Origin of the sequence: Legionella sp. PC1000 (assembly GCF_014109805.1) — a bacterium.
In the GTDB taxonomy this organism is placed as follows: Bacteria; Pseudomonadota; Gammaproteobacteria; order Legionellales; family Legionellaceae; genus Legionella; species Legionella resiliens.
In genome coordinates this window covers 3402404-3418770 of record NZ_CP059400.1, presented here as the reverse complement: position 1 = coordinate 3418770, position 16367 = coordinate 3402404, and the positions used below count along the sequence as shown (strand labels likewise).

Here is a 16367-nt window from a genome sequence, read left to right as displayed (position 1 = left end):
GGATGTGCGGATCAAACTGAGGGAGTTGCAACGGGCATAGCCGGTGCTTCATACCTTTTAGCCTCTGTATCTTTTGTTGTTGGGGCGGTAGCAAATAAACCAAAACGTTTGGCTAGCTTACCAATTGGGAGTGGGTTTTCTATAACATCGTTGAGCTCATCAAGCAGTTTTTGTCGGGTTGGGGTAAACAAACCCAACGTTTCAAGCAGCGAGAAAAAGCATATTTTTAAGTAAGCAAAACTAAAAGTATCTACTCTCCTATGTGTTAGAATGATTCTTGAGAAATTAGGATTTTTAATAATATCCACTTCATCTTTTATTTGTTTGATACGATCTTTAACTTTCAATTTCGTGTTGCTAGCAATTATATCTAATTTATTAATACGCGTAGACTTTTCTCTTAAAGTCTCATCACTTTCAAATAAAGCGCTCTGATTGTGTATCGCGATACTGGAATTGCTGAAATAAATTTTGAACTGAGCCAAAGCGATTTTTATGGTATCAAGCTGATAATATTCCTCATAGTACTTTTTCTCAAATTTACTGATTTCATCTTTCAACAGTTTTTTGATGTTTTGATCAATATCCTCAGCTGTTTTTGATTGGGCAATTATTTCATTCCTGAGTTTTAGTAAATAGGATTGAAGTAAATCCGTATATTCTTTATCGGTGTATTGCAAGCCTATATGGCGATTGCACATCACTTTCATATGTTTGTCGAATGATTCGGCAGTATATTGTTCGATAAAAGTCAGCTTCTCTTGTTTCTGAATTGGAACCAGGCTCTCAAGGTAACGCAATTTCTCTTTTGCGGTGTCTAACCGCATTTGTTGGGATGCTTTTACGCCTAGGTAGTAATGATGACTGGCAACAATTAATGCTTGGATTTCAGTAAAATGAGGATCGTAGGCTTTAAGTCCAGAGTTACACAGTTGATCAAGTAGATGGTCTTCTGGATATTGGCTGGGTGCGATTTCAACGTGTTTATCTCGTTTGAGTTTCGCCAGTTTGGGTAATGCTTTTTTATAAGCAGCACATAACTCAATTTTAGCTTGCTCCATAGGAACTCTTGGCTGAATAGGAGCGGAAATATCCAAAATTTCAAAAGGCGTTGTCACTTCAAGATACCAATGGTACAAGTTTTCAATATCTTGATAGTCTTTATCTATTTTTTTTAGAAATCGGTTTGCGTTTTTTATCTGTTTTTTAATGATTGAAGTCCTAGTCTCTAAAGGCTCCTTATCACAAACTAACTGTATACGGGTTGCGGAATTCAAGTCCAGAGAATGTAATAATCCTTTGAAGAATTCATCAGTGATTTGTCTTAATGGACCTGAGAATGTTCCTGGGGAAAGTCCTAATCTGTTTTCCCAGCGATCTGCTTCAAGAAGCATCGGAGTAAACACTGTAGATCGCATCTTCTCTAGGTTATCCATTACTCCATCATGAGAGGTGCTCGTAAATTCATTGAGTTTTGCTGTAAGTTCCTGATACAGGTAAATCATATTGGGTGTTTGCAGGAACAATTTAAAATAAGAATCAGAATTATTAATCAGAGCTTCTATAATTAAGGTGGCTTTTTTAGCTCGCTGATGTAATTCGTTCAGCTCTTCAGTTGTTAGGTAATTCGTGTTTTTTAAGGCTCTAATGTGTTTGGGACTAATATAAAAGGCATTAAGCACATACCAAAGTGAATTGTGTTGCACGTTTGTTGATCCATAGGGGACCTGATCAGGTCCAACCTGGTATGCATCAGAATGTTCCTGGAAGATTGCATAAAGATTTTGTGCTTTATCAAGTAAATCACGCGCTATCAATCCTAAATGGGGATCTGCCGCCAAACGTTTGGCTGACTTAATAATTTCATTTAGATGTCCATAAGCTTGTAATAAATAGTAAACATAACGACTTTTTGCACTTTGATTGTTTAAATTTTCTAGTTCAAGGACAATCCCTTCCAAATGAAACATACTGTTAAAAATGTCCTTTAAAGCACAAACTTGCCTACTTTGTGTCAACCTCAGATTATTATCCTCCATTTCAGGGAATGGCGGGGGAGATGAGGGTGAGACTGATTCTCGCACATCGTGGAAAATTCCTGTCGGTGAAAGATCGATTGTTTCAGAGGAGTTGGTTTTTCTAGCCGAATACGGTATTAATTCATGCTGCACTGCTTGGTTAAACAGTTTGGTTACTTCAAATAAGGATATCCTGAACCCATGAATGCACCTGGAATAGTTTTTGTGGGGTATGACGTAGTGCTCTCTACCCGTTTTTGGGTCTGGCTTTAGTACAGCTGAATTATTTTCGAGGGTAAATTTTTCTTGAGCCAAGTCATAAAACCGTTGCGCCCTTCGGTTCCATTCATCCGTGATCCGAGAAAAGAATTCTTGGAAATGTCCATCTAGATCCAAGAACATTCGAACTGATGGAGCATCCTTTCTGTTCATTTTTCTGTTTGATAAGAGAGTAACCAAATATTTATCAAACTTCAGAACATCCTCTTTCATTTCAGGGGGGACAGCACAAATGAAATAAGGTTGGAAAATACTATATAAATTACGACATTGATCTTTTACTTTGGGATCCAGACGATTCAGAAGCAACATATTACCCTGGATCTGTGGTCTTGCCCGTAGTTCCTTTCTAAGCAAGGTAATAAATTGAACGTAAGCATTTTGCACAACCAGAAATTTGTTATGTTTATTTCGATACCATTGATAGACCTCAAGAGTTTGATCTGCGCTTAAGTGCTCAGGGTTTTGCAGTAATTTATCGCCTTCTATTGTTTTAAAATGCAGTTTTGCATCTTCTTCGCGTTTGGTAGCTAGGGTTTGTGACTCTTTTTCGTCAAGAAATGTTTTTTTTGCAAAATTGTAATAGGTTTGGCTTTTATCTCCCCACTTGGCAAAAAAATCCTGAGCATATTTGTCCAGTTGCAAAAACAAAGATGCAGGGGGTGTTTCTAATAGTTCTATTGGCTTATTTGCAAGTAACGCAGCGAAGTATTGTTCAAGATTTTGAGCACACTCTTTAAATTCAGGCGGTATTACAAATTTTAAATAGGATTGAAAAACTGGAAATAAATTACGACACTCCTCTGCTTGCTCATTAAAATTTGTTAACAGCAAGTGATTACCGTAAAGCTCGGGTTTCTCCTCGATTTGTTTTTTTATTATGAGCGCAAAGCGTGTATAGGCACGCAGAATTTTTTGAAAGTCATCTTTATTAATCCACTCAAAATTGATACGGTCAAGGAACTCTTGGATATTTTTATCCAATCCCAGAAAAAGGTCTATCGATGGGATGTTTGTGACCTGTTTTTCGGCAAATACATCCGTTAAATAATGTTCAAGGCTTTTCCTTGAATCTTTAAATTCAGATGAGACTATTGACCTTAAGTAAGGTTGGAATACCTTAAATAATTGATGGCACTCATTTTTAACTGTATCGTCAAAATTGCTTAGATCCAAATTCTTTTCATAAAAAGCGGGTTTTGCTGCTATTTGGCCTTTTACTAGCTGCGCAAAGCGTAAATAAGCATTTTGAATGTGTTGAAACTCTGCTTTTGTGAGTTTGGATTTTTTAGCTTTATCTTGCTCGACTTGTAGTGGTATTGACTCATCAAGAGTATATGCATTCGTTTTTTCGCTATATGGGAATAAAGCTAAATTTGCTTTTTTATGAACTGAATCAATTAAGTCTTTATTTAAATTAATATGAAAAATCTGACTGTTCTCATCTTTAGTAATTAAATCAGCCAGAGTTTTTTCTTTTGCCAAAACAACACTCGCATGGTCTGCGGGAAGCTGTCTTCTTACGAAACGAACGGGTCTTCCCATGAAGGAGTACCAGTCTTCTTTTTCAGGCCCTGTCAATCTCGAGATGATGAGTTCATTTAAGTCAATGTCCAGTTTGGCCATATAAGGCTTAAGAAGCTTATAATGTTTTGTTAATTCTTTCTTAACCTCAGGAGGAAGTTGGTACAGGCGCAGGTTGTTATAACGTGGATCATTTAATAGCGCAAAAAATTGTGTGCACGCGGCGGATGCTTTTTGAATTTTATATAATGTTTTATTGGCCTTATCGATCCTTTTATAGGTCATTTCCAATCTTAATTCGATAAATCGAGAGTCTTCAATTTCAAGTAACTCTTCGCCTTTTGCTTTAAAATCAATTGCTTTTTTAGGTAAATAAAGTATTTTCTCATATAAGACTTTGATCTTCTCCATGAGGGGAACAGACAAAGTCCCAGGCTTAAGCATGGCGTAATCTTCAATTTTATCGACTAAACCAAATAAAGTAGGAAATACTTCGTATTTAAGTTGGGCTAATTTATCACGGATCACATCCTGAGATGATTCACTAAGCTCCCCTATTTGTTCCAAAGAGCTCATGGATAAAGTGATTATATTGCGAATTATATGAATGTAATTTAAAAATTTAAGTGAAACAAAGATACTGTTTCCTTTTAAATTTTCTATATCGTTTAATAGATGAAGTGCGGCTTTTTGTAACTCATCCAGCTTTTCTTGATTAAGCTTGGGTTCTGACTCTTTAATTTGCGAAGAAAATTGTTCTATGTAATGGGTTAGTTTATCAATGTAGCTTGGTAAGACCGCACTGAATTGAGTAAGAAAATTATAATCTACATCCCCATTAAGGGGACGCAGCTGATCTACAGTGATTCCTGCAACCTCTCCTACTTTATAGGCTAAAGGCATGGGCCCAAGTGCTTCTACTATAGCTTTTTTCTCTTTAGCATGTTTTTCTGCAAAAGATTGTATTTTGCTGAATAAAGGCAAAATAAAGGATAACTCCTCTTGAAACATGTCTCTGAGATCAACATCTAAATGAGTGAGCAGGTAACTTGCTTCATAAGCTAGGTTTATTGTTTTACTGTAAAGTAATTTGAGATCAGAATAGCTTCGTTTTATATTTCTGACATCTATATTTTCCAAATCTAAAAAGGTCAAGCGTGCATAGTAAAGCGCATTGATTAGTTTTTTAATTTGAGAAATATTATCAGGATCAAGAGAGTAGTTAGAAAAAGGAGCCCACGAGATATGGCCTTTTCTCGAAACTGCGGACAAAATTCGTGCTTTAAAAGCATCCAGGGTAAAAGGGAGGGTATGAGTTCTTTTTGATGTAATCTCAAGAATCTCAGACATAAAAGGCTCTAAGTCTTTAGGAGTAAAGCCTTGGTTTAAATTAATTTTGAGTTCTTCTTTTTTGATTACTGCAGTTACTGGTTTACCCGTGGGATCAAGAACAGTGTACTCAAGACCTGTTTCGAGCATACGTACATAAAATAAGCCTTTCTCCAGTTTTCCGCCCCCAGTCATCAAGGCAATTTTATAGGCAAATGGTGATGGGGCATCAAGCTCTTCTAAAAGGGCATCTTTAATTGTCTTTTTGTCGGGTGTGATGACTGAATAGGCTATTTTTCCCTGTTGTTCTCTTACGTAGATCTTTCCAGGTTCTAATTCTGTCTCATTGGTCATGAAACAGAGTTCATAGCGAGGAAAATAAGGAATTATTCGAGGATTGACGTGCTTACTGTATAGAATGTCAAAAATTTTAGTGTCAATTCGTTCCAGTAATTTAGATATCTGGTTCTGCTTAAATGACTCTAATAATTTTATATATTCTTCAAATATCATTACAGATAGCCTAATGAATTCATAAATTGTATACTGTCAATATATTCGCCTGTGCACTAACAATATCACAGTTTGGCAATATTTTCGCCTGTTATTGTAGATAAATCAATGACTGGTTTTTGAATATCTCGGTCGTCCTTTAAAAAGTCGAGCTTGGGCTTAAGACTTTATTTTTACTGACAATTCTAAAATAAACTCTGCAACCAATTCCGTCATACCAGGATAATCTGTATATGCTTTGATCTGAATGGGTTGAGTCACTCGTTCTCCAGTTTTTTGCGATTCTTCTAGCATAGCTTTGACTTGTGCTCCTTCGTGACAAACAAAATAAACATCAGATTCAGGCCTACTTAAAAACTGTGCTTGGAATGATTTAAAAACAAGGGAAACTTTAAGTTGCTTCTGTGATGCATGATAAAAACCATGTAAGCCTCCCGCTAAGTCAGCACCAGCACACAAGGCTCCAAAATACATGGAATTTAAATGATTACGGCTTCGTCTTTTTAAGGGTAGACATACAATAATGTCCGTGTCAGTAAGATGGATCAGTCGCGGTCTTAAATAGCCGAGCATGGGTACTTTAAAATGACTAAAGGCCCAGAGAAAAAATTTAAAACGAGTTAAGGTATTCATGAATTTTCCTTTTGTACCCTGAGAGACACTTGATTATCATTTTGGGCATAAAGAGTAAATGGAGATATGAAAAATATGAGCGATAAAATTCTTTGTAAAAGAAATATCATATTTGAAATCCGATAATTTTTAAAAAAGAATAACTTAAGTTTTTTATTCTAGTATAATTTTTGCATTAAAAATATGTATCCAACTCTTTTTGTAAGCAATCCATTATTTCGATGAATGGAGTAATTGCGGGTCGTCGCAAAATTGTTGAGGTGAACAGAGACAGGGACTAATTTAAACACTGTTTCAATAATTGAATCCATTAATTCATTTTCGCTAATTACGGCTTTTGTTTCTCAAAATGCTGAGTGAAATAGATTTAATGTGATTTTTTATTTTTTTTTGCGTATAATTCTATGGCTTTATAGCCGCGAAATATAAAAACCAAAACTCAGTTGTTAAACCAAATTATCGAACTTTATGCAAACAATCACCATACGTGGTGCAAGAACCCACAATCTTAAAAATCTCGACTTGGATTTGCCACGTGATAAATTAATTGTAATAACGGGTTTATCGGGTTCAGGTAAGTCCTCTTTGGCCTTTGATACTTTATATGCCGAAGGGCAGCGTCGTTATGTGGAATCTTTATCCGCCTATGCGCGTCAATTTTTAGCAATGATGGAAAAACCTGATGTTGATTCGATAGAAGGTTTATCTCCGGCAATTTCTATTGAGCAGAAAGCAACCTCCCACAATCCCCGCTCCACAGTGGGTACTATTACCGAAATATATGATTATTTACGTCTACTGTATGCACGCGTAGGAGAGCCTCGTTGCCCTACACACCACGTGAGCTTGCATGCACAAACGATTAGTCAGATGGTGGATCATGTTTTAACTTTACCTGTTGACAGTAAAGTAATGATTTTGGCTCCTGTTGTACGTGAACGCAAAGGAGAGCAGGTTCAGCTGTTGCAGCAGTTACAAGCCCAAGGTTATGTACGTGCGCGAATTGATGGCGTGCTTTATGAGTTGGATTCTCCTCCTAAGCTAGGCTTACGTACGAAACATACCATTGAAGTCGTTGTGGATCGATTTAAAGTCAGACCTGATATTGCTCAGCGTTTAAGTGAGTCATTCGAAAATGCTATAAATTTGGCAGAAGGCCTTGCAATAGTGGCTTCTATGGAGGATCAATTTAATGATCTCGTTTTTTCTTCCAAATTTGCGTGTCCTGAATGCGGGTACAGTCTCAGTGAGTTAGAACCCAGGCTTTTTTCTTTTAACAATCCTGTAGGAGCTTGCCCTGATTGCGATGGATTGGGAGTTGATCAGTTTTTTGATCCTGAGCGGGTCATACATGATCAAACAGCCAGTTTGGCCGAAGGGGCTATTCGCGGTTGGGATAAAAAAACCACTTATTATTTCTCGATGCTTGAGTCGCTTGCACAGCACTATGGTTTTGATACCCGTACTGCATTTTGTGATTTGCCTGAAGAAGTGCGTCAAATTGTTCTCTATGGCAGTGGACGTGAAATTATAGACTTTCATTATCATCGACCCAATGGTGGGTATATGGTTAAACGGCATTCATTTGAAGGAATTATTCCGAATATGCAGCGGCGTTACCGTGAATCTGATTCGGGAATGATACGTGAGGAGCTTGCTAAATATTTATCATCTCGTCCTTGTCAGAGTTGTCATGGTACACGATTACGCGAAGAAGCACGACATGTGTTTATTGATGACAAAAATTTACCTGAAGTTACTGCATATTCGATTGAAAACGCTTATGTATTTTTTAAAAATTTACGGATGACGGGATATAAAGGTGAAATTGCGGCAAAAATTAATAAAGAAATTGTTGAGCGATTAGGATTTTTGGTCAATGTAGGCCTAGATTACCTTTCATTAACTCGTAGTGCTGAAACTTTATCAGGAGGAGAAGCACAACGCATTCGCTTAGCCAGCCAAATTGGTTCAGGCCTGGTTGGTGTCATGTATATCTTGGATGAGCCCTCTATTGGATTGCATCAACGAGATAATGATCGGTTATTAAAAACATTGATGCATTTACGCAATCTGGGAAATACGGTCATCGTAGTAGAGCATGATGAGGACGCGATTCGCAGCGCTGATTTTGTTCTGGATATAGGACCTGGGGCTGGTGTACATGGTGGGGAAATTGTAGCGTACGGGACACCTCAAGAAATTATGCAATCGCCTGCTTCCTTGACGGGACAATATTTATCCGGAAAACAATCCATAGCGATTCCTGACACTCGGTTACCCGTTAATACTGAAAAAATGATTCATTTAAAAGGAGTGGTTTGTAATAATTTACTGGATGTCAATGTCAGTATTCCTTTGGGTTTACTTACTTGCATCACGGGTGTTTCGGGGTCAGGCAAATCGAGTCTGATCAATGATACCTTATATCCAAGTGCCGCGAATCTGTTAAATAGGGCAAGTTTATTTACTCACGGTTCTGTCAAAGAAATTACGGGGTTAAATTTATGCGATAAAGTAATTGATATTGATCAGAGTCCGATTGGCAGAACTCCTCGTTCCAATCCAGCTACATATACCGGTATCTTTACTCATATCCGCGAATTATTTGCGGCAACTCCTGAATCTAGAGCACGAGGTTACCAGCCAGGGCGCTTCAGTTTTAATGTCCGCGGCGGACGTTGTGAAGCATGTCAGGGGGATGGGCTCATTAAAGTTGAAATGCACTTTTTGCCTGACATTTACGTATCATGTGATGTATGCAAAGGAAAACGTTACAATCGAGAAACTCTTGATATTCAGTATAAAGGTAAAAATATTCACGAAGTTCTAGAAATGACTGTTGAAGATGCAAGTCATTTTTTTGCGGCGATTCCAGCATTAGCTAGAAAATGTCAGACTTTGATGGATGTTGGTTTGTCTTATATTAAATTAGGACAAAGTGCGACTACTCTTTCAGGAGGGGAGGCTCAGAGAATTAAGTTGTCCCGTGAGCTTTCAAAACGGGATACAGGAAGCACTTTATATATTCTGGATGAACCTACAACAGGTTTGCATTTTCATGATACCAAGCAATTATTGGCAGTATTATTCCGTTTGCGGTCGCAAGGGAATACGATTGTAATTATTGAACATAATTTGGATGTGATTAAGACGGCAGATTGGATTATTGATCTAGGACCTGAAGGCGGCAGCAAAGGTGGGCGTATTGTGGCAACAGGCACGCCAGAACAAGTTGCTGAATGTGAGCGTTCTTATACGGGACAATTTTTGAAAGCTATTTTGAACGGGTGATAATTTTCCCAGTTAAATTACTCGCGTATCTATGATATTGAATTTTTTAAATAATTGTATGCATAAAAGCTCGCTGGTAAGAGTAATGCCCAAGTAATTCCCACAAAAAAATAGAATGGATACGCGTTTTCGATAACTACTATATTGCATATTTCGCCAATTTTATAGGCAAATGGCATTAAAAAAAGGATAAGTAGGAACCAAATAAAATAGTAATGGATCAATTTTTCATTAAGAAAAATAAGATTCAATCCGAAACTCAACCAAATGCAAATCATCCATGGCGCTGTAAAATAAGAACTAAAAGGGTTTGCTTTAAAATAAATATAATTTTGATGCAGCCAAATCATATCCGTAATTACACCAATAAATCCGATCAGAAGTGCAAAATAGAGCGCATTTAAGTAAGGCAATCGATTAATTGACTGCCAGGCGATTTGTACGGCAATAAACAGGAACCCAATCATTGGCCCAAGATATACTTCATTTTGTGCTGCAAAATAGAAACAGGCTATCCAACATAAATAATAGGACAGAAAATGGATACACCATCCAATTTGACTTTTACTCATCAGCTTTAGCTCTTACGGTTTAGTTCAAACTCCACAAAAATTCTCCTGTTTTTTTTATCATTTTCGATCTATAACTTAATTGTAGAAAATTTTACATAGGAAGAAAAATGAGTACTTTTTTTATTGCCCTTATTATTATTGTAGTACTTATATTTTTATGGGCTATTAGCATCTACAATACCTTAATTCAATTAATTGAGGCGATTAATAACGACAAAAAACAAATAGATATCCAGCTGGATCGCCGCTTTAAGGTATTTGAGTCTTTAATTGAAGCGGTAAAAAAATATATGGATTACGAGCAAACCACCTTGAAAGATGTTGTGGCTTTGCGTAATCAAGCTCAAGCAGCTAAAGCAGCAGGGGACGAAGAAGGGCGCATTGCTGCAGAAAACCAAATTTCACAGATTGCATCTGGAATTAATTTAGTATTTGAAAATTACCCTGATTTGAAAGCAAGCCAAAATGTCATGCAGTTGCAGGAAGAAATCGTCAATACCGAAAATAAATTGGCATATTCTAAACAGGCTTATAACGATGGGGTAGAGCGTTATTATGCTAAAAAGAAATCGTTCTTTGAATCCATGGTGGTATCTATGTTTGCTTCTTCTCTTGATAAAGACTTTGTTTACTGGGGACTCCCTGAAGAACAGATTCAAGCGAAAGAAGACTATACCGTAAAATTTTGAGTTAGAAAATGAGTCTTGAAGACTATCATGGCGACGTAGCGAATTGGCGTGCGCAAATCCAGTTGAATCAACGCAAGACACGTGCGGTAATTGCTTTTTTTGTTGCAATTTTTTTTGCTGTGGGTTTCGTTGCTGATTTGTTTGTTTTGCAATCGACCTACCCACAGGTTCCTTTACAGCAAATTTTTCTTGCTTTGATTCGCCTGCAGGTCATTCCCTATGCGACTCTTCTTATGGTTGGTTTCGCCGTAATATCGTTGTTAATCACATATGCATTTTATGATCGAATTATGTTATTAGGTACCGAGTACCGTGAGATTACACCCCAAACAGCTAAAAATTTGCAGGAACAGCAACTATATAATGTAGTTGAGGAAATGAAAGTTGCTGCTGGTTTGCAGTATATGCCCAAAGTTTTTATTATCGAAGCAGACTACATGAATGCGTTTGCAAGTGGGTATAGTGAAAAATCAGCAATGGTTGCAATTACTCGAGGTTTAATAGAAAAGTTGAACAGGGCAGAGCTGCAAGCAGTAATGGCTCATGAATTAAGTCATATTCGTCACTATGATATTAAATTAACTCTAATGGTAGCGGTTTTGAGTAATATTCTTTTAATTGTGGTGGATATACTGTTTTATTCAGCAGTATTTAAACGAGACGGAAAACGTGGAGATAATCGATTATTAATGGTCATTATAGTTCTTCGTTATGTCTTGCCCTTAATTACTATTTTGTTGACCTTATTCTTAAGTCGAACGCGTGAATATATGGCGGATGCTGGCTGCGTAGAGTTAATGCGTGACAATGAACCTTTGGCTCGGGCATTACTCAAAATTAGCGACGATCATCAGCAATATGCTGAGCATTATTCAGCGGAATACGGTAATACTCCTCATGAGCAGATAAGGCAGGCGTCCTATCTCTTTAATCCCTCAGATATTGATCCGGTGAAATCTTTAAGCAGCGCTTTTGCAACACATCCTTCGATTGAGCAACGTTTACGGGCTTTGGGATTTAAGCCTAAATGAAAAACTCGAAAATAGGAATAATGTTTATTGTTTCTCTATGACTCTGTTCTTGTATAATCTTATATTTTAAGTTTATGATTATACCCCAAAAGCGAACACCTTCTCTGAAAAGGAATTTAGATGTGATGAAAATACAATCCTTAATTTTATCAGCTTTTTTGATATGCAATGGATTCTGCGTCAATGCAAATACGTTGTCGAAAGATGAAACAACAAATACTACAAAGATTTCGGAATATCTGAGGAAAATAACCCCAGAATTTCTCTATGGATATACCGATTTTGATTTTGATTCGACTTCAGGTGTAAATTTTAACCGATATAACGGACATTCAAATCTTTATTCTGCGGGAGCTGACCACATTACCTTAGGTCAGACGATGATGGCAGGCATTTATTATTTTAGAATTAATAGCGCACTTAGTTCGGAGTTTTTACTAAACCCAGGATTTGTAACTAATTCGGAACAGACCATACATAACAATACAATTTTCGGCCATCTATTTAAAGTGTTCACTCCCCAGATTTATGCTGATGTGTCGGGAGGTTATGGTTACAATAAATTTAATACTGTAACTGAAATTGCTATGGCCCCAACCCCGCTAATCGCTCAAGCAACAAATAATAATAACAACTGGTTTGTCAGCCTAAATGGAATTTATAGAAAAACTTGGAAACAGCTTCTCATGAGAGCTAATCTCGGGGTATTGTACAGTGAGATTAATACTGGAAGATATAATTACTTTTTCCCCTCTACGGTTACTTTTCAAGTGATTGAGCCATTAACAAATAAAGCGACTTTAATTTTGGAAAATATTGAATTAGGTTATTTTGTTAAGCCTTCAGTAATGCCTTTTATCAGCGGGGGATTAATTCAGGTAGCACAATTTTCAAATAGTCGTCCACTTGTAGATCCCGCAAGCATAATAAATGGTTCCCTTCCTCAATTGAACATGGATAGAAGCGGGTTTCGTGTAGGCGGGGGTATTGCCATAACCTTTAAAAAAGCAACCATTCGTGTTGAGGAAAAATATTATAATGCTGGTGGAATTTTTCAGAGTTATCAAACTCTAGCTGCATTAGAATATCAATTTGGTTAGACCTATTTACAATTCTACTATCCTGGCCGCAAGGCCTTGATTTTCTGTACCCCGATGCCCACATGCTTTTATGCATGCTGTGTCTTTGGTACTCGAAACTCAAAGCCTTGTGACAGTGAATTGTAAACAGGGTCTTAGCTCGTAATTCTATCTTTGCCCACTTTCTGGTTTTGTTAAGGAAAGTATTTAAGGACAATACTTTGTGAAGAAGGATCGATATTTCTCGCCAAAATCAATAAAATCTAAAGGGACACAAGTCCTTTTAGGTCTTTTCTGGTTAATTCTTGTCTTTTTAGTTGATGTAATTCACATGCCTCTTCTCAGTTCATTAGTTACTCAGCTGGACCATCGAACTTATGATCAAGTCGTTCAATTAAACTGGCGTCCACATCAAACAATTCCTCGAGTTGTTATCATTGATATTGATAATAAGTCAGTGGAGCAAGAAGGACGATGGCCTTGGCCTAGAAATAAAATAGCTAATTTAATCAATAAGTTAAAACAAAATGGTGTTGTGACCATAGCAACAGATATAGTTATGGCTGAGGCAGAAGTAAATTATGCAATAGGACTCAAGAATGAGTTGCAGAAATTAATGCCTCAATTATCCTTAGGTCAAAAACAGTTACCTGATTTGCTTGAGCAAATTGCCCCTAGAGTGGACAACGATCGTATTTTAGCCGACTCATTATTGGATCATAATGTGGTGCTGGGTTTTTTATTTCATAATGACAAAGAAATCAGGAGGGGAGAATTACCTACACCTTTAACTAATCCAGAAAATAATTATTTATACCGAGATAACCTCCCGCTCTATCAATTTTCCGGATATAACGGTTGTTTGCCGTTATTTCTAAAAGCGTCGACACAAGCGGGGGCAGTTACAAATGTACCGGATTTGGATGGAACGATACGACATGGGCTTATGTTAGCAAGCTATGACAACAAATTATACGCTACATTGGCTCTTGCAACTTCTATGAATTATTTGATGGTAAAACACCTTACCCTTAAAACGCATCATCATCAATTGTACGGAATTCAAATGGGTAATGTATTTATACCTACAAACGCGTATGGACAGATTCTTATTCCATTTTGGGGACATATTGGCGCACATAATTATTACTCTGCTACAGATATCATCCAGGACAAAATTAATCCAGAGCAACTGCAAGGGGCAATTGCTATTATTGGATCAACGATAATCCTTTTGGCGGATCTGCATCAATCTCCAGTTGCACAATCGTATCCTGGGGTGGAGATGGTAGGAAATATGGTTCAAGGCATTGTCGGGCAGCAATTGGTATCAGAATATGATTGGAAGACTCCTAAAGCTCGATTGTACTTGATATTAATTGGATTGTTTTTTACTTTTTTATTTTCTTTTTTGAGTGTTTCCAGAATTTTGATCCTGGCGATAATAAGTATTATAGGTATCTGGGCCTTATCCATTTATTTGTTTGTCTATAAAAGTTTATATCTTCCTATAGCCCTGATTTTAACCTTAATCGTGCTTCAGACTATAACGAATTATGGCTATTTATTTATTATCGAAAGAAGACAAAAAAGAAAAATAAATCAGCTGTTTGGGCAATACGTTCCAGAAGATTATGTTAGAGAGCTCATAGAATCTCCTGAGCAGTACAGCATGGAAGGACAAGAACGAAATATGACGGTTCTATTTAGTGATATTCGTAATTTTACAAGCCTTAGCGAGAGCTTGGAGGCATCTAATGTGAAACGATTGCTAAATGCTTTTTTTACACCAATTACTGAAATAATTTTTAGCTTTAGAGGAACAATTGATAAATATGTGGGGGATATGATCGTGGCGTTTTGGGGAGCTCCTATGCTTGATGAAGATCACGCAACTCATGCTATTATGTGCTCTCTCGCCATGGTAAAACAACTACCTGAAATCAATGAAAAAATGCAGGAAAAAGACTTGCCAGTTGTTAGTTTTGGCATTGGCCTGGCAACAGGGTTGATGAATGTGGGTGATATGGGTTCAGAGTTTCGCCGTGCGTATACAGTCATTGGAGATACAGTGAATCTTGCTTCGCGTTTACAAGATTTAACAAAATTTTACCAAGTGACTATTTTGGTGAGTGATAAAACATGTGCAGGACAAGATCAGTTTGCCTGGCGAGCCATAGATAAAATTACTGTTAAGGGAAGAAAAAGTGGATTGACTATCTATCAGCCTCTCGGTAAGGTTAGTGATGTTTCTGAAGAGGTTTTAACTCAGTTAGACGAGTATCATAAAGCTTTAGAAGAGTATTATGCGCAGAATTGGTCGTCCGCTGAAAAAAAATTTGCTATGCTAAAAACCAAATGTCCAGAGGTTTATTTATATCAGATCTATCTTGACCGCGTTAAAGCATTTATGGAAACACCTCCTCCAGAAAACTGGGACGGAATTTACATGCATCAGCATAAATGATCTTTCTTATTTATTGAAAGACTCTTAATGGCCAAGGATTGTAACTACTTTGTAATGGAAAAAATTGTACAGGAATATATATGAAAAAAGTAATATTTACAGGATTATTGATGCTAGCCAGCCAGCTATTTGCTCAATCTGCGGCCACTGTTTTATTCACCCAGAAAAAAGTCGTGGTCCGTCAGCATGGTGCTGAGCGCGGGATTACTCGTGGCTCTAGCGTAGAAGTTGGTGATGAAGTTGTAACTGGTGATGATGCCGCAGCGAATCTTCAATATTCAAATGGTGCATTGGTTAGTATGGGCTCAAATTCGAACTACAAAATTTTGGCTTATGCTCCTAAGGAAGCGGTACAAATTAAAGCGGAGTTAAGTAAGGGTAAGCTGGAAATAAACACACCAGAAAAAATAAAAGAATCACTAAAAACTCCAATTTTATCGCTTGCCATACTTGGAACAAAGGTTCGAGTTTACGTAGTTGGAAAAGAGACTTACATTCAAGTGATTGAGGGTCTCGTTTTGGCGAGGGGTGAATATCTTCGACCTGGTGCAAGTGTTCGGGTTACCGCTGATCGCATGATAAATGCCCCTTTCCCTAAAGAGGGTGAGGTTAAAACTGCGGCGGCTACAGCTGTTTCAGTAATCAAAACTGAAACTGGAAGTACAGCTAATACAGGGAGTGGTAGTGGTGCCGATAGCGTATCCTTTATTTCAACCGTTGAAGTTACGAGTACATCAACAACTACCGCAACAGCTGCTGCTCAGGTTGCTGCTATAGCTGATATCTCATTAATTTGTCAGACTCCTGTTACCCTTTAAGGAGTTACTGTAGCCCTGGGTGAAGAAGCAAGCGACGCATAACCAAATCCTGGTTGCTTGCACCAGAATCTTATACATCGCTGAAAAACCAGCCCCGCCTACTCTGACGTCCTGCGGCTTG

9 protein-coding genes are annotated in these 16367 nt (G+C 37.5%); 6 read left to right on the top strand and 3 right to left on the bottom strand.

Annotated elements, in window-relative coordinates; all coding sequences use genetic code 11:
- Positions 1-11 precede the first annotated feature (11 nt).
- Positions 12-5663, bottom strand: a complete 5652-nt coding sequence (locus tag FOLKNPGA_RS14970) for an SdhA (protein WP_182350648.1) — start codon at positions 5661-5663, stop codon at positions 12-14.
- A 159-nt stretch (positions 5664-5822) separates the two neighbouring features.
- A complete protein-coding gene (locus FOLKNPGA_RS14965; RefSeq protein WP_182350647.1) occupies positions 5823-6296 on the bottom strand; it encodes a DUF4442 domain-containing protein in 474 nt (157 codons plus the stop codon).
- Between the two features lie 468 nt (positions 6297-6764).
- On the opposite strand from FOLKNPGA_RS14965, the gene uvrA reads away from it, so the two are divergent.
- Positions 6765-9590 (top strand): excinuclease ABC subunit UvrA, encoded by a 2826-nt coding sequence (gene uvrA, locus FOLKNPGA_RS14960; protein WP_182350646.1) that lies wholly within the window; start codon positions 6765-6767, stop codon positions 9588-9590.
- Positions 9591-9619: 29 nt separating this feature from the next.
- Here the strand turns inward: uvrA and FOLKNPGA_RS14955 are convergent, their stop codons facing one another.
- Complete coding sequence (locus tag FOLKNPGA_RS14955) at positions 9620-10162, bottom strand: DUF2878 family protein (protein ID WP_182350645.1); 543 nt, start codon at positions 10160-10162, stop codon at positions 9620-9622.
- A 107-nt stretch (positions 10163-10269) separates the two neighbouring features.
- On the opposite strand from FOLKNPGA_RS14955, the gene FOLKNPGA_RS14950 reads away from it, so the two are divergent.
- From FOLKNPGA_RS14950 to FOLKNPGA_RS14930, 5 genes are all read left to right on the top strand, one after another.
- The gene (locus FOLKNPGA_RS14950; protein WP_182350644.1) at positions 10270-10851 is read left to right on the top strand and encodes a LemA family protein; all 582 of its coding nucleotides are present in this window, start codon (positions 10270-10272) and stop codon (positions 10849-10851) included.
- Positions 10852-10859: 8 nt separating this feature from the next.
- Positions 10860-11882, top strand: coding sequence for a zinc metalloprotease HtpX (htpX, locus tag FOLKNPGA_RS14945; RefSeq protein ID WP_182350643.1), 1023 nt, complete (start codon positions 10860-10862; stop codon positions 11880-11882).
- A gap of 125 nt (positions 11883-12007) precedes the next feature.
- A complete protein-coding gene (locus tag FOLKNPGA_RS14940; protein WP_182352883.1) occupies positions 12008-12982 on the top strand; it encodes an autotransporter outer membrane beta-barrel domain-containing protein in 975 nt (324 codons plus the stop codon).
- Positions 12983-13184: 202 nt separating this feature from the next.
- The gene (locus FOLKNPGA_RS14935; RefSeq protein WP_232891329.1) at positions 13185-15428 is read left to right on the top strand and encodes a CHASE2 domain-containing protein; all 2244 of its coding nucleotides are present in this window, start codon (positions 13185-13187) and stop codon (positions 15426-15428) included.
- An 80-nt stretch (positions 15429-15508) separates the two neighbouring features.
- On the top strand, positions 15509-16246 hold the full coding sequence (locus FOLKNPGA_RS14930) for a FecR family protein (RefSeq protein WP_182350642.1): 738 nt from the start codon (positions 15509-15511) through the stop codon (positions 16244-16246).
- Positions 16247-16367 lie beyond the last annotated feature (121 nt).

Coding starts and splice junctions, on each gene's coding strand:
- FOLKNPGA_RS14970 (WP_182350648.1), bottom strand. CDS start 5,663: ATGATATTTGAAGAATATATAAAATTATTAGAGTCATTTAAGCAGAAC.
- FOLKNPGA_RS14965 (WP_182350647.1), bottom strand. CDS start 6,296: ATGAATACCTTAACTCGTTTTAAATTTTTTCTCTGGGCCTTTAGTCAT.
- uvrA (WP_182350646.1), top strand. CDS start 6,765: ATGCAAACAATCACCATACGTGGTGCAAGAACCCACAATCTTAAAAAT.
- FOLKNPGA_RS14955 (WP_182350645.1), bottom strand. CDS start 10,162: ATGAGTAAAAGTCAAATTGGATGGTGTATCCATTTTCTGTCCTATTAT.
- FOLKNPGA_RS14950 (WP_182350644.1), top strand. CDS start 10,270: ATGAGTACTTTTTTTATTGCCCTTATTATTATTGTAGTACTTATATTT.
- htpX (WP_182350643.1), top strand. CDS start 10,860: ATGAGTCTTGAAGACTATCATGGCGACGTAGCGAATTGGCGTGCGCAA.
- FOLKNPGA_RS14940 (WP_182352883.1), top strand. CDS start 12,008: ATGAAAATACAATCCTTAATTTTATCAGCTTTTTTGATATGCAATGGA.
- FOLKNPGA_RS14930 (WP_182350642.1), top strand. CDS start 15,509: ATGAAAAAAGTAATATTTACAGGATTATTGATGCTAGCCAGCCAGCTA.